Source organism: Nisaea acidiphila (genome assembly GCF_024662015.1).
Taxonomy (GTDB): Bacteria; Pseudomonadota; Alphaproteobacteria; order Thalassobaculales; family Thalassobaculaceae; genus Nisaea; species Nisaea acidiphila.
The window spans coordinates 3,342,501-3,359,838 of sequence record NZ_CP102480.1; the positions used below are offsets into that span (position 1 = coordinate 3,342,501).

The following is a 17,338-nucleotide window of genomic DNA, read 5'->3' on the forward strand; positions in this document are numbered from 1 at the left end:
CCCTTGAAATACCGCCCTTTTGTTTTTTGATATCTAACCGCGGCCCGTGATCCGGGTCCGGGACCCTGCATGGCGGGTAGTTTGACTGGGGCGGTCGCCTCCCAAAGAGTAACGGAGGCGCGCGAAGGTAGGCTCAAGCTGGACGGAAATCAGCTGACGAGTGCAATGGCATAAGCCTGCCTGACTGCGAGGCCGACAGGCCGAGCAGAGACGAAAGTCGGTCATAGTGATCCGGTGGTCCCGCGTGGAAGGGCCATCGCTCAACGGATAAAAGGTACGCCGGGGATAACAGGCTGATACTCCCCAAGAGTCCACATCGACGGGAGTGTTTGGCACCTCGATGTCGGCTCATCACATCCTGGGGCTGGAGCAGGTCCCAAGGGTTCGGCTGTTCGCCGATTAAAGTGGTACGTGAGCTGGGTTTAGAACGTCGTGAGACAGTTCGGTCCCTATCTGCCGTGGGTGTTCGAGACTTGAGAGGAGCTGTCCCTAGTACGAGAGGACCGGGATGGACGCACCTCTGGTGGACCTGTTGTCGCGCCAGCGGCACAGCAGGGTAGCTAAGTGCGGAAAGGATAACCGCTGAAGGCATCTAAGCGGGAAGCCCCCCTCGAAACCAGGTCTCGCCGAGAACCGTGGAAGACCACCACGTCGATAGGCCGGGTGTGGAAGCGTGGCAACATGTGAAGCTAACCGGTACTAATCGTTCGATCGGCTTGATACATAACTCATACAGAACCAAATACCGGACCGAAGGGCACTGCCCTTCGCCGAAAGCAGACATCCAACACGAACCCCGTTCCATTCTTCGCATCGATGACCTGGTGGTCATGGCGAGGGGCCCGCACCCGATCCCATTCCGAACTCGGCCGTGAAAACCCTCCGCGCCAATGGTACTTCGGCTTAAGCCGCGGGAGAGTAGGTCGCCGCCAGGTCATCTATGCGAAAAATAAAAAAGCTTAACCTCTTCGAACTGCAAAAAGCCCGTCCTCGTGACGGGCTTTTTGCATGTCTGAACGGGCATTCGGACCTGGCCTGACGGTCATACCCCCTGGCGGTCATACCATTGTGCGTACGCGGTTGAGGAAACCGCCGACGATCTCGCGCAGGGAGGCGGCCTGCCCGGAGAGGGTGGTTGCAGCGCCATTAACTTCTTCAGCGGTCCGACTTGTCTCCTGGGCGGAAGCAGTGACGGCGGAAATGTTTTCGGTCACCTCAGATGTCCCGGCCGATGCCTGCTCGATATTGCCGGCGATCTCTCGGGTCGCAGCCGATTGCTCTTCCACAGCCGCGGAAACCGCCGAATTGGCCTCGTTGATCGTGTTTACCTGCTTTTGAATGGCCCGGATGCCTTCGATCGTCTGCTGGCTGGCTTCCTCGATGCTGCGCACGAAGCCGTTGATCTCGTCGGTAGCGCCGGAGGTCTGGTTGGCCAGTGCCTTCACCTCGCTGGCGACGACCGCGAAGCCTTTTCCGGCTTCGCCCGCCCGCGCGGCCTCGATGGTCGCATTGAGAGCGAGCAGATTGGTCTGCTCGGCAATTTCGCTGATGATCTTAAGCGCTCCGACAATGTTGCCGGTCGCCTGTTCGAGATTCCCGACCCGGTCTGAGACCTGGCTGGTGAGAGCGGCGGCCTCGTTGGCGACAGTCGAGGCGTTGGAGACCTGGTGGCTGATTTCGGCAATTGACGCGGAGAGCTGCTCGGAGGCCGAGGCGACGGATTGCACATTGACGGAGGCCTCCTCCGCCGCGGCCGCGACAGAGGTAGCCCGCTCGCTCGTATCCGTGGCAATGCTTCTCATGGAATCGGAGGATGCGGTCAATTGACCGGAGGCGGCCGCGACTGCCTCGACGATCTGCTGTACGGAGGTTTCGAATTCCTCCGTTACACCGGAGAATTGTTGTACCCGGGTGTCGATCGCGGCGAGGGCGCCATTCACCTTGCGTGACGCTGCGAGGAAGTCGCCATGCATCCCGGTCTCGATGATTTTCCGGTAGTATTTGTTCTCGCTGACATGGGTCATGCAGGCGGCGGATTCCCGGATATAGGCATCGCAGCGATCGACGAGATCGTTGACCAGATGCAGAAGCTCCGCTGTTTCGGAGTTCCCGGAAATTTGGGTGATGCGTCTCTCGAAGTTGCCGCGGGCGAGCTCTCTCAGGATCGGGATCGCGGCTTTGATATCGGCCTTGCCGGAAGAAACGAACATCTCTCAAACCCCCAGTGCGAACATGAGTTCGTTGAAGGACATGCCTTTGGACTGCAGCAGTTCGTGAACTTGCCTTTCCCCGGCCGCAAGCGCGTCCTTCGGGCTTCCGCTCGTACGCTCGATCTCGAGCAGGGCGGCATAAAGCGGCTCGATATGCTCGTGGATCACGGTCTTGTTCGGCGCGCGCCGGTTGCTGTGGTACCCGACTATCTTTCCGGCTTCGTTCCAGCTTGGCGTCACGTGCGCGAAGACCCAGTAATTGTCGCCGTTCTTTGACCGGTTGTTAACGTAAGCGAAGACCTCGTCGCCGGTCTTGATCGTGTCCCACAGAAGCTTGAAGACCGTCCGCGGCATCGCCGGATGTCGGATGATATTGTGCTGGGTGCCGACGCATTCCGCCGGGCTGTAACCCGCGAATTTGTAGAAAGTCCTGTTGCCGTAGCGGATCTTGCCGGAGAGGTCGGTCTTGGTGACAATCAGTTCATCCGGGTCGAGCGACCGCTCGACATTCGTGAGGGAGAGGTCTTGCTTGCGCATAGGTTCACCTGTTGCCAGTCGGCATCAGGATTAGCCGCAAGCCGGGGTGCGTTTCAACTCCTTACATTCATGGCATTCGCCATGAAAAAATGATGTATTTCAATAAATTAACAGAAATCAACATGTTGCGATCAATGGCCTTGCATCCATTGCGGGATGAGCGTGCCTGCGACTCTTTGGCCTGACCGTCGCCAAGCGCGCTCCAAAACTACGGGAGCGGGGCTTGCCAGGCTCTTCGGGCGGATGCCGGATCTCAACCCCATGGCGATTGTGCCGCCGCGTTCCGTCCCGCGATTCGGCCGAAGCCGAGGCATTCCCCGATATTGCCGGTGCCTTGATAGAGATAGCTGAAAATCGAGCCAAGCTCGCCCGCGCTGTAGAGGCGGGGGATAGGGGTTCCGTCCGGCCGGAGAATTTCGGCCTGCTCGTTGCGCCGCGGCCCGCCCTGGGTGTTGATCATGGAGGGTGACAGTTCGACGGCATGGAAGGGCGGTTCGGCAAGTGGGGCCAGCATCAGCTTGCGGCCGAAATCGGGATCGCCGCCCGTGGAGACCTGGCCGTTCCAGCGTTCGACGGTGACCCTCAGGGCAGCGGGATCGAGGCCGACCGTCTCCGCCAGGGCCTCCAGCGTGTCCGCCCGCTTGATCCATCCCCTTTCCAGCTCGGCCGAATTGTCGTCGCTCCAGTCGTAGCGGTCGATCATCGCCGTCCAGCCGCGGTTCGGCTCCTTGTTGTAGAGGGGGCCGGCCTCCATCAGCGGGCGGTCGAAGATCATGTACATCGGGCACGGGACCTGCAGCGCCCGCCAGGTGCCGTTCGCTGGGACCTTGCCGTGGCGGGTCTTGAACTTCTCGTCGCCGAAGCGCCGGGCGTCCGGGCCGACGACGATCATCCCGCCGGGAAACTCCTTGGAGAAATGCAGCGGCTGCATCGAGAGCGTGGCCGGGAACTCCGGCACCTTGAGTGCCATGGACGGCCCGGCGAAGTTGTTCATATGCCAGAGATCGGCGCCGACCGCCTGGGCCATCGGGATGCCGTCGCCCTCGTTGTAGGGCGTGCCGGACGGGTAGCAGTAGGGCACGCCCGTCAGATAGGTGCGGATGAGCTCCTGGTTGTTCTCGAAGCCGCCGCAGGTGAGCACGACGCCGCGTCTCGCCTTCACGGTGAAGGGGCGACCGTCCTTCTCCGCCCTGACGCCGAGGATCTCCTTGCTCTCCGGGTGCTGTATCAACTCGCGCGCCGGAGCTTCGTAATGGACCTTGATGTCGCGCTCGTGGACGAAACTCTCGAAGCGCTGCCAGGTGAGGCCGTAACCCAGTTTCGGGCCGTCATGGAACTTGTGCGAGCTGAAGGCGCCCGGCAACTCCGGGAATTCGATGCCGGCCGGCGGGTGCTGGTGTTCCTGCGGATCGCCGCCGAGCCCGGCGAGCCATTCGTTGTTGCGGCACATCTCGTGCGCCCAGACCAGGACCATCTCCTCGGGGACCGGATAGCGGCCGCAGAGGGCGCGAAGATAGGTCGCCGCCTCCTCCTCCGAGGAGGAGTTGAGATAGCCTTGCGCCGCCACGCGGGTATTGCCGCCATGCAGACCCTCGGGTGCTTTCTCGAGGATCGTGACTTCCGCGCCGAGATCGAAAGCTGTGACGGCTGTTGCGACCCCCGCGCCGCCGAAGCCGATGACGACGACGTCGGTTTCCTCGTTCCAGGTCTCGGGAATCATGGCGGCGGTCCTTTCAAATGAATTCTGTCTGGTGACGGTCAGCCGAGAGGCCAGGGCAGGCGCACCATTTCCTGTAGCAGGCCGGGCGGAAAATCGCGGTTGAGAACGTACGCCATGATGCAGAGCAGGCCGATCCCGGCGCCGCTGAAGAGCAGGATCCGATGCCATCTGAGCCGAGCCCTGAAAGCGAAGAAGGCAACAAGGAAGATTCCCAGCGCCAGGATGAAGCCGATCAGCGAAGAGAGCAGGAGCAGGGCGCCGAACCAGGCAAGCGTGCCCCAGAGCCCGTGGGTCGCATGCGCGTCCTCGCCCGACTTCTCCCGGTCGGCGAAGACTGCATGGCTCTCCGGCGCGCGCATCATCTGGATCAGGAGGGCGAGGCAGCAGATCAGCGAGACCGACGAGATGGTCAGCGGGAAGATCTTGTCGCTCACGAGATCGATCTGCAGCGCATCGACCCAGGCGACCGCGAGATAGGCCGTAACCGCGAGCAGAAAGACCAGCGGCGCGCGCTTGCCACCGGTCTGCAGTTCGCCTTCGGGCAGAAGCTGTTTCGCCTGCCGGATTCCGATCACGACCGAGACTATTGTCATGGCGAGGATCACCAGGACGATCGGCGAGGCGATGTAGCTGAAGCCGGCCTCGAGACCGATGCGGAATTTCGCTCCAGCGACCTGGTTCGCCATGTTGGTGAAGTTCTCGGTCTGGTGCGAGAGCACGAAACCGATCAGGAAGGCGGGGCGCGACCAGTCGAAGCGCCGCAGGAAGATCCCGAGCAGGCCGACGGCGAAGAGAGAGACCAGGTCGCCGAGATCCTGGCGCGACTGGAAGGCCGCGAAGGCGATCATCATGAAGAGGAAAGGCGCCAGCAGCGTGAAGCGGATCGTGGTCAGCCTGGCGATGGTGCCGGAAAGCATGATGCAAAGACCCGCGCCGACCACATTGGCGATCGCGAGCGACCACATGATCGTATAGGTGATGTCGAGATCGTACTGGATCAGCTGCGGACCGGCATCGTAACCGAGCAGGCCGAGCCCGCCGAGAAAGACCGCCATCGAGCCGCTGCCGGGAATTCCGAAGATGATGGTCGGGACGAGGCCGCCGCCTTCCTTGGCATTGTTGGAGGATTCCGGGCCGATGACACCGCGGATGTCGCCGGAGCCGAAGCCGGACTTGTCCTTCGTCGACTGTACGGTGTGCCCGTAGGCGATCCAGTCGACCACCGCGCCGCCAAGGCCGGGAATGACGCCGACGATCACGCCGATCACCGAGCAGCGGACGGAGAGCCACTTGTTGCGCCACCAGTCCCGGACGCCGTGCGCCCAGCCGGCGCCGAGGCCGCCATCGGAGGAAATCGGGCGGGCGTGCCGGAGCAGGCCGACGATCTCCGGGATGGCAAAGATGCCGAGGCCGACAATGACGAGGCTTAGCCCGTCGATCAGGTAGGGGATGTCGTAGGTCGACATGCGGAGACTGCCCCCGGCTCCGGCCTCGCCGATGGTGCCGACCATGAGGCCCAGACCCGCAGCCGCAACGCCCTTCAGCGGCACTCGCCCGGCGAGGATCGCGACGACCGAAAGCCCGAGGACCGTGATCATCAGCATTTCCGGCAGCCCGAAAGCGAGCACGATCGGGCGGGCGATCAGGATGAAGACGGTGAGCACCGCAGCGCCGAGCAGGCCGCCGAAAAGGGAGGAGGCGAACGCGGCGGACAGCGCGCGCGCGGCTTCGCCCTTCTTGGCGAGCGGAAAGCCGTCGAGGACAGTCGCCTGGCTCGCCGAGGAGCCCGGAATGCCCATCAGCACGCTGGCGAAGGTGTCTGAGGTCGGAATGACCGCGATCAGGCCGACCATGAGGGCGAGACCGGAGACCGGATCCATGCCGAAGATGAACGGCAGAACCATTGAGAGTCCGGCAATGCCGCCAAGTCCCGGGAAAACGCCGACGGAAAGGCCGAGCACCACGCCGAGAAAGAGATAGCCGAGCTGCTCCGGCTGCAGAATCAGGGAAAACGCTTCGCCCAGGGCAGGAAGCGCCGTCGACAACAGGTCCATCGGTCGGTCCGTGATGCTTGAAAATGGACGCGCCCCCGAGCTTAACCGGCTCGGGGGCGTTTCCGAAGAAGGCTTAGTTGAGCTTCACGCCGTAGCGTTCGTTCAGCCAGGTCTTCACGAAGGTCTTCGCCTTCGCCGGAACCTGGGTGCCGAGCTTGAGCGTCGCATCGGCCTGCTTGCCGGTCAGCTGCGGATAGATCCCGAGCCGGGCGGCGGCCATTTCCTTGAAGTCCGGCCGTGCGATGACAGCCTCGAAGGCCTTCTTGTAGGTGTCCATCGCCTCCTGCGGCGCACCCTGCGGCAGGAAGACCATCTTCTGCGCCGGGAAGCCGGCGATGAAGAAGGCTTTCCAGGCATCCCAAACATCGCCGGACGTCTCGCAGGCCGCGGTCGCCTCGCAGACTTCCTTGAAGGTCGGCATGTCCGGGAAGGTCGGGTCGCGCACGATGTCGCCATTGGCGTCGAGCACGCCCCAGCTCATCATCGGTACGGCCTTGCCGCCTTCGACCAGCGGAACGACGGCCTTCAGATAGGCCGGCGATGTCTGGTAGTCGATATTGGCCTCGCCGCGTTCGAACATCAGGCGGCCGGCGCCGCGGCCCTTGATGCCGAAGACCGGTTCGACCTTCATGCCGAGCATCTCCCAGGCCAGCAGAGGGACGAGATCGAGACGGGTCGCGCCCTGGGAGCCCCAGATGAAGTCGATATCGCCGAGATCGTCCGCGTCGCCGTCGAATTTCTTGGCGATGTCCGGCGGCAGATAGGCAACGCCGCCGACGCCCGAGGCGAGCACCACGTTCCAGTCGTTGTATTCGTAGCGTACCCGCGGATCGTCCAGCATGTAGGGGAACTGGGTCGAGCCGGAAGAGCCGAAGATCAGCGTGCCGTCCTCGTATTTCTGCTTCTGGAACCAGTTGGCGCCTTTGGTGGACCCGGCACCGGGCATGTATTTCACCGCCACGGTCGGTTTGCCGGGCAGGGCCTCGCTCAGCAGAGGGGCGTAGAAGTTGGCCCATTTCGCGGAGCCGCCGGATTCCGAGAACGGAATGACGAAATCGACGGTCTTGCCGGAAAGATCGAGATCGGCGGCGGCCGGGCTCATAGCCCCGAAAGCGCAAATGCCGATAGTCGCCGCGCTGGCCGCAAGGCTGCGCACGCGTGAAATCAGTCTCATACCCTGAACCTCCCTGTCCTTCGGTATAGGTTTTTTGAAGCTGTATCAGCGCCGCATTCGCTCTGCTTCTCTGGCAGAATTCGGCCCACTGACTGGATGCGACGAACTTGCGGGGAGTTTTTATTGATGTCGGTCAGGCTTCAAATTCAATAGCGGCATACTCGTATAAGAATTATGCATCGCATTTCGGGGCGGGGTGTTTTGGAGCCGGGTCTGAAAGACCTCATTCGTCGCCATGCATCGGGAAACGGGCGAGGGGGCGAAAGCCGGAAAGTGGACGGGGTTTGTCACCTGCATGCAGCGCGTTTGCTAGCGCCTCGGCGAAGCCGCGCGATGAATTGGCCTCGGCGAGCTCTCTGGTATCGCTGGCTTTTCCAGAGGCTGCCGCACTGTTTGCCGCGCGGATCGCCGCGAGTTCGGTCTTGAGGGCGGTTGGTAGGGAGGCCTGCTTGAACGCCTCCGCCTGTTGAATGGTGGAATATCGGGCAATGCCGCTTCGATGCGTCGTGGGGGCTGCCATGCCTGCCTCCGGGGATCTGTGATACCCCCGTAACGCGCCCACCTCCGCGAGCCGTCGTGGCCACACGGGAAATTACCTAACTTTACAAACTGCCTCCCGAGCGCAGTCAGGGACTGTGCGATCTCGGGGTCTGCCCGTAGGTGCGCCGGAACGCCCGCGTGAAGGCGCTGGCGTCGCCATAGCCGCAACGGACCGCGATCTCGGCGATGGCGAGATCGCCCTCGCGCACGAGGCGCAGCGCTTCCGCCATCCGAAGCTGTTTATAGACGGTGCGCGGGACCGTGCCGAAGGCGCGGCGGAAGCGGGTCTCCAGATCGCGCTGGCGGCAGCCCGCGGCGCGGGCGATCTCCGCTATGGGAAGCGGCGCCTCGAGATTGTCGCGCATCAGGGCGACCGCGCGCTGCACCCGGCGGTCGCCGGCGGCAGTGCCCGCCAGGGTCCGGACGGTCTCCTCCCCCTGCATGAACAATCCGGCGATCTCGATCGAAACCGCGCTGCCGTGAGCGGCGGCGATGAGATGCTGCATGAGCTCGAACGCGGTCGTCGCGCCACCCGCGCTCATCCGGTCCCGGTCGATAATCCAGCGCTCCCGGCGGGCATTCACTTCGGGGAACTGCTCCGAGAACCGGTCGAATTCGTCAAAATGGATCGTGGCGGCATAGGCGTTCAGCAGCCCCGCCTCCGCGAGCAGCCAGCTGCCGGCGTCGAGGCCGACAAGCGTCTCGAAGCGGCGCGCGGCGGCCCTGAGCGCGCCAAGGCAGGCCGGGGTTCCAAGCTTCCTGTAGCCATAACTCGGCAGGACGAAGAGCGCGTCGCCGCCGGGCTCGTCAGCCAGCTTTCCGTCCGGCATCAGCCGGATGCCGCTGGAGGAGACGACCGGTGACCCGTCGAGGCTGACCAGACGCCAGCGATAGGCAGCCCCGCCGAGAAAATCGTTCGCCGCCCGCATCGGCTCGATGGTGTTGGCGAGGCAGTAGTTGGAGAAGCGGTCGAACAGAAGGACCGAGACCTCCTGGGTGCCGCCGCGCTGATTGATCCAAATCGGCATGCAAAGCAGCTAATTTGGCATGATGGCGTCTGTCAACGCATCTTAGGCTGACGCCGATCGATTGAATGACCGCCTTCGGGAGATTGGGATGCCTCTTGAGATGAACCGCGAAGTCTTCGTGACCTGTGCCGTGACCGGATCCGGAGGCACGCAGGACCGCAGCCCGCACGTACCGCGCAGCCCGCAGCAGATCGCCGAGAGCGCCATCGCCGCCGCCAAGGCCGGTGCCGCCGTTGTGCACTGTCATGTGCGCGATCCCGAGACCGGCACGCCCTCGCGCGACCTGAAATATTATCGAGAGGTAACCGACCGGATCCGCGACGCCGAGGTCGACGTGGTGCTCAACCTGACCTCCGGAATGGGGGGCGACCTGGTGTTCGGCAGCCCCTCGAAGCCGCTGCCGCTGGTCGAGGGCACGGACATGGTCTCGGCCGAGGAACGCGTCGCCCATATCGCCGAGTGCCTGCCGGAGATCTGCACGCTCGATTGCGGCACCATGAACTTCGCCGAAAAAGACTACGTCATGACCAACACGCCGGGCATGCTCGACGCGATGGGGTCGATGATGACCGAGCTCGGCGTGAAACCGGAGATCGAAGCCTTCGATACCGGGCATCTCTGGCTCGCGAAGAAGCTGGTCGAGGACGGTGTGCTGACCTCGCCGGCGCTGGTGCAGCTCTGCATGGGCGTTCCCTGGGGCGCGCCGGACGATCTCAACACCTTCATGGCGATGGTGAACAATGTCCCGGCGGACTGGACCTGGTCGGCCTTCGCGCTTGGCCGCAACCAGATGCCCTATGTCGCCGCTTCCGTACTGGCCGGCGGCAATGTCCGTGTCGGACTGGAGGACAATCTCTGGCTCGCCAAGGGACAGCTCGCGACAAACGCGCAGCTTGTCGAGAAGGCGGTCACCATCATCGAGAATCTCGGGGCGACGGTGATCGGGCCGCAAGCCGTCCGCGACAAGCTCGGCCTCGTGAAGCGGGCGCCGAAATGAGTTCCGCGAAAAAGACGGCCGCCATCATCGGCGGCGGCGTCATCGGCGGCGCCTGGGCGGCGCGCTTCCTGCTGAACGGCTGGGACGTGCGCCTGTTCGACCCCGATCCCGAGGCCGAGCGCAAGATGTCCGAAGTGCTTGGCAATGCCCGTCATGCCCTGCCGATGCTCTACGAAATCGCATTGCCCGAAGAAGGAACGCTGACCCATGTCGCGACGATCTCCGAGGCGGTTGCGGGCGCGGTCTATATCCAGGAGAGCGTGCCAGAGCGGCTGGACCTGAAACACAAGGTCTTCGCCAAGATCGAGGCCTCGGCCGCCATGAAGACGCCGGTCGGCTCGTCCACCTCAGGCTTCAAGCCGTCGGAGCTCTCCGAGGGCGCCAAGCATCCGGGCCGCATCTTCGTCGCCCATCCCTTCAACCCGGTCTACCTGTTGCCGCTGATCGAGGTGGTCCCCGGACCGGGCGCGGACGAGGCGGCCGTGGGCGCGGCGGAAGCTATTCTGAAATCGGTCGGGCTCTACCCCCTCCGCGTGCGCGCGGAGATCGACGCCCATATCGCCGACCGGTTCCTCGAGGCCGTCTGGCGCGAGGCGCTCTGGCTGGTGAAGGACGGCGTCGCGACAACGGAAGAGATCGACAACGCGATCCGCTACGGGTTCGGTCTCCGCTGGGCGCAGATGGGGCTGTTCGAGACCTACCGGATCGCCGGCGGCGAGGCCGGGATGGCGCATTTCATCGCCCAGTTCGGTCCGGCCTTGAAATGGCCCTGGACCAAGCTGATGGACGTGCCGGAGCTGACCGACGACCTCATCAAGCAGATCGCCGACCAGTCGGACACCCAGTCCGGCGCACTCACGATCCGCGAGCTGGAGCGGCTGCGCGACAACAATCTGGTCGCCATGATGCGGGCGCTGAAACAGCAGGGGGCGGCGGCCGGAAAGCTGATCGCCGAGCATGAGGAGACATTGGCCCGGCCGGCGGCCGAGGGCGCGCTGGTCCGCACCATCGACCGCACCGTGCCCGTCGACTGGACGGACTATAACGGGCACATGAACGAGAGCCGCTACGGTCAGGTCTTCTCGGACGCCGCCGACGCGATGATGCGTCTCGTCGGCGCCGATCCTGCTTATATCGAGAGCGGCAAGAGCTACTTCACCGTCGACAGCCGGATCCGCTATCTGAACGAGACCCTCGCCGGCCAGCGCATCCTGGTGGACAGCCAGGTGCTTGAAGGCAAGGGCAAGAAGTACCGCGTCTTCCACCGCATGAAGAACGAGGCGGGCGAGGAGCTGGCGACCGGCGAGCAGCTGATGATCCATGTTGATCTCACGACCCGCCGGTCCTCCGTGCCGGACGATGCGGTGCTGCAGAAGGTGGAGGCGCTCGCGGCGGCCCATGCCGTTCTCCCGCAACCGGACGAAAGGGAGCTGCTCTGATGCATTTCGGCTTGAGCGAAGAACAGGAGATGATCGTCTCGACCGTGCGCGAGTTCGTCGAGACCGAGATCTACCCGCACGAGGCCGAGGTCGAACGCACCGGCGAGGTCCGGCCCGAGCAGGCCGACGCGATCAAGCAGAAATGTCTCGATATCGGCTTCTATGCCTGCAATTTCCCCGAAGAGGTCGGCGGCGGCGGGCTTTCCCATCTCGATTTCGCGCTGGTCGAGCGCGAACTCGGCCGCGGCTCGATGGCGCTCAACCACTTCTTCGGCCGCCCGCAGAATATCCTGATGGCCTGCAAGGGCGACCAGATCGAGCGCTACCTGACGCCCGCGGTGAAGGGCGAGAAGATGGACGCGCTGGCGATGACCGAGCCCGGTGCCGGATCCGATGTGCGGGGCATGAGCTGCGCTGCGAAGCGCGACGGCGGCGACTGGGTGGTGAACGGCACCAAGCATTTCATCTCCGGCGCCGACCATGCGGATTTCATCATCGTCTTCATCGCGACCGGCGAGGAGGAGACGCCGCGCGGGCCGAAAAAGAAGATCACCGCTTTCCTCGTCGACCGGGGCACACCCGGCTTCACCATCCGCGACGGCTATAAGTCTGTCAGCCATCGCGGCTACAAGAACATGATCCTGGAATTCGACGATTGCCGACTGCCGGACGCGCAGGTGCTGGGCGAGGTCGATGGCGGCTTCGCGGTGATGAACGAGTGGCTCTACGCGACGCGCATCACGGTGGCGACCATGTCCGTCGGGCGGGCACGCCGTTGTTTCGACATGGGTCTTGCCTATGCGGCCGAGCGCAAGCAGTTCGGCCAGCAGATCGGCAAGTTCCAGGGCGTCAGCTTCCAGCTCGCCGACATGATCACCGAGATCGACGCCGCCGACTGGCTCACGCTCTACGCCGCCTGGCGGCTCGATCAGGGACTGCCGGCGAACCGCGAGATCGCAAGTGCCAAGGTCTATGCCTCGGAGATGCTGGCGCGGGTGACGGACGCCACCCTGCAGATCTATGGCGGCATGGGCCTGATGGACGATTTCCCGATCGAGCGCTTCTGGCGCGACGCGCGGGTCGAGCGGATCTGGGACGGTACCTCCGAGATCCAGCGCCACATCATCAGCCGGGAACTGCTCCGGCCACTCGGCGCCTGAGGCCATGCGTCCAGGGCTCGAACGCCTGTTCCGGCCGAAGTCTATTGCGGTCATCGGTGGCGGTGCCTGGTGCGCCAACGTGGTCTCCGAATGCGCCAAGATCGGTTTCGGGGGCGCGGTCTGGCCGGTGCATCCGAAGCGGTCCGAGGTCGCGGGGCGTACTGCCTATGCGTCCATCGAGGATCTGCCCGGAGCGCCGGACGCGACTTTCATTGGCATCAACCGTCATGCCACCGTCGAGGCGGTCCGGGCGCTCGCGGCGCGCGGTGCCGGTGGAGCTGTCTGTTTCGCCAGCGGCTTCAGCGAGGCGCTGGCGGAGACCGGCGACGGCGCCGACCTGCAGGCGGAGCTGATCGAAGCCGCGGGTGAGCTGGCGGTACTCGGGCCGAACTGCTACGGCATTCTCAACTACCTCGACGGCGTGGCGCTCTGGCCCGACCTGCATGGCGGCCGGCATGTAGAGCGCGGGGTCGCGATCGTCGCCCAGTCCTCCAACATCGCCATCAACCTCACCATGCAGCAGCGCGGCCTGCCAATCGCCTACATGGCGACGGTCGGCAACCAGGCGCAGACCAGTCTCGCGGAGATCGCCGAGGCGCTGCTGGCGGACGATCGGGTGACGGCGCTCGGTTTCTATATCGAAGGCGTGGGCGATCTCGCCGCCTTCGCCGCGATGGCGCGGAAAGCGGCGGAGCTTGGCAAGCCGCTCGTGGCGCTCAAGGTCGGGCGGTCCGAAGAGGCGCGCGCCGGAGCGGTTTCGCATACGGCATCGCTTTCCGGCGGGCACGCGGGTGCCTCCGCTCTGTTGCAACGCCTCGGGATTGCCGAGGTGCGCAGCCTGTCGGCGTTCCTTGAAACCCTGAAGCTGCTGCATGTCGCGGGGCCGCTCGCCTCCAACCGGATCGCCTCCATGTCCTGCTCCGGCGGCGAGGCGGGGATGATGGCGGACACCGCGCTCGGTTTCGATCTCGGCTATCCGCCGCTCATGGGGGACCAGATGCGGGACCTCGGCGAGGCGCTCGGCCCGAAGGTCGCGCTCGCCAATCCGCTCGACTATCACACCTATATCTGGGGCGACACGGACGCGACCGCGCGCACCTTCAGCGCGATGATGCGCGGCGCGGCGGATTTCGGCCTCGCCGTGCTCGATTTTCCGCGCGCCGGGCTCGGCAGCGTCGCCGACTGGGAGAAGGTGATCGACGCGGTCGAGATGACGGTGGCGGAAACCGGCAAGCCTATGGGGGTGCTTGCTTCCCTGCCGGAAAACCTGCCGGAAAAAATCGCGGAAAAGATCATGGCCCGCGGGATTGCTCCTCTGGCCGGGCTGGACGACGCGCTGGCAGCCGTGGAGGCGGCGGCTTTCGTCGGCCGGGCGCGGCTCGCCGATCACGCGCCGCTGCCGCCCTTGCCGCCGAAGGACAGCCGGGTCGTCGGTGAGGGTGACGCCAAGCGTCTGCTCGCCGGTTTCGGCGTGCCGGTACCGGGCTCTGTCGAAGCGGCTTGCGGCGGGCTTGCGACAGCGGCGGCCGAGGTCGGTTACCCGCTGGTGCTGAAAGGTCTCGGACTGGCGCATAAAAGTGAGGCGGGTGCCGTCGCACTCGGTATCGACGGCGAGGCGGCGCTGATGGACGCAGCGCGCGGGATGAGCGCGGATCGCTTTCTCGTCGAGCCGATGATCGGAGGCGCGGTGGCGGAGCTACTGGTTGGCGTCACGCTGGATCCGGCACACGGATATCTGCTGACGCTCGCCGCCGGCGGGACAAAGACGGAGATCCTCGACGACAGTACCTGCCTGCTATTGCCGGTGACCGCCGAGGATATTGATACCGCTTTGTCATGTTTGCGCATGGCGCCGCTGCTGGACGGCTATCGCGGCGCGTCCGCGGCCGACCGCGGAGCGATTGTCCGCGCGGTCCTCGCGGTGCAGGATTTCGTCACGGCGCATGCCGAACGGATCGAGGAAGTCGAAATCAACCCGTTGCTCTGCCTTGAGAACGGAGCGATGGCGGTGGACGCCCTGATCAGGATGGGAGATGAAGAATGAGCGAAGGCCCGATCAAGACCCGGCGGGACGGGCATGTCCTCGAGGTCACCCTCGACCGGCCGAAGGCGAACGCGATCGATCTCGCGACCAGCCAGATCATGGGCGATACCTTTGCCGCGTTCCGTGACGATCCGGAGCTTCGGGTCTGTATCGTCACCGGCGGCGGCGAGAAATTCTTCTGCCCGGGCTGGGACCTGAAGGCGGCGGCTGCCGGCGACGAGGTCGACGGGAACTACGGCGTCGGCGGGTTCGGCGGGTTGCAGGAGCTGCGGGGTCTCAACAAGCCGGTGATCGCGGCGGTGAACGGGATCTGTTGCGGCGGCGGACTCGAGCTCGCGCTTTCGGCCGACATCATCCTTGCCGCCGATCATGCGACCTTCTCCTTGCCGGAAATCCGCTCGGGCACCGTGGCGGACGCGGCGACGGTCAAGCTGCCGAAGCGCATTCCTTATCACATTGCGATGGAGATGCTCTTCACCGGCCGCTGGCTCGAGGCGGAGGAGGCGGCGCGCTGGGGCTTCGTGAACCGCATCCATCCGGCGGCCTCCCTGATGGAGGAGGCGCGCAAGCTGGCAAAGCATCTCGCCTCAGGTCCGCCGCTGGTCTTCGCCTGCATTAAGGAGATCGTCCGCGAGGCCGAGGACATGACCTTCCAGGACGCGATGAACCGGATCACCAAGAGGCAGTTCGAGACTGTCGACCGGCTCTACGATTCCGAGGACAATCGCGAAGGCTATACTGCGTTCGCGGAGGGGCGCGATCCGGTCTGGAAGGGACGCTAGGGGGCCTCGTCGCGCAGCCGGCTCTCCGCGATCTGCCCGGTCGATTCCAAAATCGGGTAGGCGACGGAGGTTATGTGGCTGTTGATCCGCTTCAGGTCGCGCAATACGTCCAGATGCAGGGAGGAACTACCGAGCGACTCCGCCTTGCCTTCCCTGATACGGGTGTAGTGTGCCTCCGAGAACCTCTGTTCAAGTTCGCGGATATGGACCTTCTGTTCCATCAGGCGCCGCGCCAATCGATGATCTCCGGTCATGAAAATACTGAGCGCGAGCTTCAGATTCGCGAGTACCTCGGCATGAAACGCCTCCAGTTCCTCGAGGCCGTCATGAGAGAACACCGCGCCGTCCTTGAGTTTCTTGGCGGCAAGCTCCATCAGGTTCTTATCTATGATGTCGCCGATATGCTCCAAGTTGGTGGTGAAGCTGAGAATCTCGACCACCCGCTGGCTCTCCGCCGGGTCGAGCTCCTGACGCGATAGCTTCGTCAGATAGAGTTTCACGGCCTCGTGCAATGCATCGACAACGTCGTCTTCGCGCTCGATTTCCTTGATCTGTTCGGGGGTTCCCCCGCGTAGCACGTCCATCGAGCGCAGGAGCATCGACTGAACCGTATCCCCCATGCGCAGGGTTTCCCGCGCCGCGGCCGAAAGCGCAACGGTCGGGGTGTCGAGACTTTCTTCTTCGAGATGCCGGGGGGCGAGAAGGTCCTCCGCTCCCGGGCGATCCGGGAGGATCCGAGTCACGAAACGGGCGATCCCCCCGATTACCGGCAGGAACACAAACGCGACGGCGAGGTTGAAGCCGGTATGGATGTTCGCGATCAGATGGGCGGAATCGACGGAATAGTCCGAGAAGGCCGGAACTATCCACGGAATGAAGGCGAACAGCGAGATGACGCCGGCCGTGCGCATCAAGAGATTGCCGACAGGCACGCGCCGCGCCGCCGGTTCCGCCCCCCAGTTCATGGCAACAGGTGTGATCGCGCTACCGATATTCGCGCCCAGTACAAGCATGATCGCGACCTGAAGTTCGACCACGTTGAGCGAGACCAGGGTCATGATCAGCACGATGACTGTCAGGCTGGAATGGGCCATCCAGGTCAGAAGCGCGGCGAAGAGGATGGCGAGCACCGGTTCGCTTCTCAGCGGGGCCAGCAGCATCGAGATCGTAGGACCTTCGCGCAAGGGAACGGACGCAAGCATCACGAGCTTGATGGCCAGCAGCATCAGGCCGAGCCCAATGAAAATCCGGGCGATGGCTTTGCGGCGCGAATTCTCCGACGAGAGGAACGTGGTGACCCCGATAAAGAGGAGGACCGGGGACATCCAGGTGACGTCGAATGCCAATACCTGAACCACAATCGTGCTGCCGACGTCGGCGCCCAGCATGATGGCGAGCCCAGCGCTGACCCCGATCATCTTCCGGCTGCCGAACGAACTGACAATCAGCGCGGTGGCCGTACTGCTCTGCAGGACAGCTGTGACGCCGAGGCCGGTGACGAAAGAACTCAGCCGGTTCCGTGTGGCGGCGGCGATCCCGCGCCGGATGCTGGATCCGAATGCCCTCGTAACACCGGTCCGCACCATACGTACGCCCCAGAGGAGCAGGGCAACCCCTCCAAGTATATTGATGAGAATTTCCATAGCCTCGATC

Annotated in this window: 13 protein-coding genes and 2 rRNA genes (1 of these 15 running past the window's edge); 7 read left to right on the forward strand and 8 right to left on the reverse strand. The window is 64.0% G+C overall.

What is annotated here, in order from left to right:
• Both NUH88_RS15585 and rrf read left to right on the forward strand, forming a co-directional pair.
• A 23S ribosomal RNA gene (locus NUH88_RS15585) occupies nucleotides 1–724 on the forward strand (it extends 2,019 nt beyond the left edge of the window).
• A gap of 96 nt (nucleotides 725–820) precedes the next feature.
• Nucleotides 821–935 (forward strand): 5S ribosomal RNA (gene rrf, locus NUH88_RS15590).
• Nucleotides 936–1,058: 123 nt separating this feature from the next.
• On the opposite strand, the gene NUH88_RS15595 is transcribed toward rrf, so the two are convergent.
• From NUH88_RS15595 to NUH88_RS15625, 7 genes are all read right to left on the reverse strand, one after another.
• Nucleotides 1,059–2,210, reverse strand: a complete 1,152-nt coding sequence (locus NUH88_RS15595; protein ID WP_257767321.1) for a methyl-accepting chemotaxis protein — start codon at nucleotides 2,208–2,210, stop codon at nucleotides 1,059–1,061.
• Between the two features lie 3 nt (nucleotides 2,211–2,213).
• On the reverse strand, nucleotides 2,214–2,747 hold the full coding sequence (locus NUH88_RS15600) for a PAS domain-containing protein (protein ID WP_257767322.1): 534 nt from the start codon (nucleotides 2,745–2,747) through the stop codon (nucleotides 2,214–2,216).
• Between the two features lie 253 nt (nucleotides 2,748–3,000).
• Complete coding sequence (locus NUH88_RS15605; protein WP_257767323.1) at nucleotides 3,001–4,467, reverse strand: FAD-dependent oxidoreductase; 1,467 nt, start codon at nucleotides 4,465–4,467, stop codon at nucleotides 3,001–3,003.
• A 38-nt stretch (nucleotides 4,468–4,505) separates the two neighbouring features.
• A complete protein-coding gene (locus tag NUH88_RS15610; protein ID WP_257767324.1) occupies nucleotides 4,506–6,521 on the reverse strand; it encodes a tripartite tricarboxylate transporter permease in 2,016 nt (671 codons plus the stop codon).
• A gap of 73 nt (nucleotides 6,522–6,594) precedes the next feature.
• Nucleotides 6,595–7,695: a type 2 periplasmic-binding domain-containing protein gene (locus NUH88_RS15615; protein ID WP_257767325.1), complete on the reverse strand. Its 1,101-nt coding sequence runs from the start codon at nucleotides 7,693–7,695 to the stop codon at nucleotides 6,595–6,597.
• A gap of 223 nt (nucleotides 7,696–7,918) precedes the next feature.
• A complete protein-coding gene (locus NUH88_RS15620; RefSeq protein ID WP_257767326.1) occupies nucleotides 7,919–8,215 on the reverse strand; it encodes a hypothetical protein in 297 nt (98 codons plus the stop codon).
• Nucleotides 8,216–8,321: 106 nt separating this feature from the next.
• On the reverse strand, nucleotides 8,322–9,263 hold the full coding sequence (locus NUH88_RS15625; RefSeq protein ID WP_257767327.1) for a GlxA family transcriptional regulator: 942 nt from the start codon (nucleotides 9,261–9,263) through the stop codon (nucleotides 8,322–8,324).
• 88 nt (nucleotides 9,264–9,351) lie between these two features.
• Between NUH88_RS15625 and bcoG the strand changes: the two genes are divergently transcribed.
• The 5 genes from bcoG to NUH88_RS15650 are packed head-to-tail and all read left to right on the forward strand — an operon-like array spanning nucleotide 9,352 to nucleotide 15,685.
• Nucleotides 9,352–10,260: a 3-dehydrocarnitine:acetyl-CoA trimethylamine transferase BcoG gene (gene bcoG, locus NUH88_RS15630; protein WP_257767328.1), complete on the forward strand. Its 909-nt coding sequence runs from the start codon at nucleotides 9,352–9,354 to the stop codon at nucleotides 10,258–10,260.
• On the forward strand, nucleotides 10,257–11,699 hold the full coding sequence (locus NUH88_RS15635) for a carnitine 3-dehydrogenase (protein ID WP_257767329.1): 1,443 nt from the start codon (nucleotides 10,257–10,259) through the stop codon (nucleotides 11,697–11,699). The genes bcoG and NUH88_RS15635 overlap by 4 nt, the downstream gene beginning before the upstream one ends.
• Nucleotides 11,699–12,859, forward strand: coding sequence for an acyl-CoA dehydrogenase family protein (locus NUH88_RS15640; RefSeq protein ID WP_257767330.1), 1,161 nt, complete (start codon nucleotides 11,699–11,701; stop codon nucleotides 12,857–12,859). The genes NUH88_RS15635 and NUH88_RS15640 overlap by 1 nt, the downstream gene beginning before the upstream one ends.
• A gap of 4 nt (nucleotides 12,860–12,863) precedes the next feature.
• Nucleotides 12,864–14,903 carry an acetate--CoA ligase family protein gene (locus tag NUH88_RS15645; RefSeq protein ID WP_257767331.1) on the forward strand — a complete coding sequence of 680 codons (2,040 nt, stop codon included), beginning with the start codon at nucleotides 12,864–12,866 and terminating at the stop codon, nucleotides 14,901–14,903.
• On the forward strand, nucleotides 14,900–15,685 hold the full coding sequence (locus tag NUH88_RS15650) for a carnitinyl-CoA dehydratase (RefSeq protein WP_257767332.1): 786 nt from the start codon (nucleotides 14,900–14,902) through the stop codon (nucleotides 15,683–15,685). The genes NUH88_RS15645 and NUH88_RS15650 overlap by 4 nt, the downstream gene beginning before the upstream one ends.
• Here NUH88_RS15650 and NUH88_RS15655 read toward each other — a convergent pair.
• Entirely contained in the window at nucleotides 15,682–17,328 is a 1,647-nt protein-coding gene (locus tag NUH88_RS15655; protein ID WP_257767333.1) for a Na/Pi cotransporter family protein, read from the reverse strand. The two genes, NUH88_RS15650 and NUH88_RS15655, sit on opposite strands and share 4 nt — an antisense overlap.
• Nucleotides 17,329–17,338 lie beyond the last annotated feature (10 nt).

Excerpts from the sequence above, each read along its gene's own strand:
- NUH88_RS15595 (WP_257767321.1), bottom strand. The coding sequence starts at position 2,210 with ATGTTCGTTTCTTCCGGCAAGGCCGATATCAAAGCCGCGATCCCGATC.
- NUH88_RS15600 (WP_257767322.1), bottom strand. The coding sequence starts at position 2,747 with ATGCGCAAGCAAGACCTCTCCCTCACGAATGTCGAGCGGTCGCTCGAC.
- NUH88_RS15605 (WP_257767323.1), bottom strand. The coding sequence starts at position 4,467 with ATGATTCCCGAGACCTGGAACGAGGAAACCGACGTCGTCGTCATCGGC.
- NUH88_RS15610 (WP_257767324.1), bottom strand. The coding sequence starts at position 6,521 with ATGGACCTGTTGTCGACGGCGCTTCCTGCCCTGGGCGAAGCGTTTTCC.
- NUH88_RS15615 (WP_257767325.1), bottom strand. The coding sequence starts at position 7,695 with ATGAGACTGATTTCACGCGTGCGCAGCCTTGCGGCCAGCGCGGCGACT.
- NUH88_RS15620 (WP_257767326.1), bottom strand. The coding sequence starts at position 8,215 with ATGGCAGCCCCCACGACGCATCGAAGCGGCATTGCCCGATATTCCACC.
- NUH88_RS15625 (WP_257767327.1), bottom strand. The coding sequence starts at position 9,263 with ATGCCGATTTGGATCAATCAGCGCGGCGGCACCCAGGAGGTCTCGGTC.
- bcoG (WP_257767328.1), top strand. The coding sequence starts at position 9,352 with ATGCCTCTTGAGATGAACCGCGAAGTCTTCGTGACCTGTGCCGTGACC.
- NUH88_RS15635 (WP_257767329.1), top strand. The coding sequence starts at position 10,257 with ATGAGTTCCGCGAAAAAGACGGCCGCCATCATCGGCGGCGGCGTCATC.
- NUH88_RS15640 (WP_257767330.1), top strand. The coding sequence starts at position 11,699 with ATGCATTTCGGCTTGAGCGAAGAACAGGAGATGATCGTCTCGACCGTG.
- NUH88_RS15645 (WP_257767331.1), top strand. The coding sequence starts at position 12,864 with ATGCGTCCAGGGCTCGAACGCCTGTTCCGGCCGAAGTCTATTGCGGTC.
- NUH88_RS15650 (WP_257767332.1), top strand. The coding sequence starts at position 14,900 with ATGAGCGAAGGCCCGATCAAGACCCGGCGGGACGGGCATGTCCTCGAG.
- NUH88_RS15655 (WP_257767333.1), bottom strand. The coding sequence starts at position 17,328 with ATGGAAATTCTCATCAATATACTTGGAGGGGTTGCCCTGCTCCTCTGG.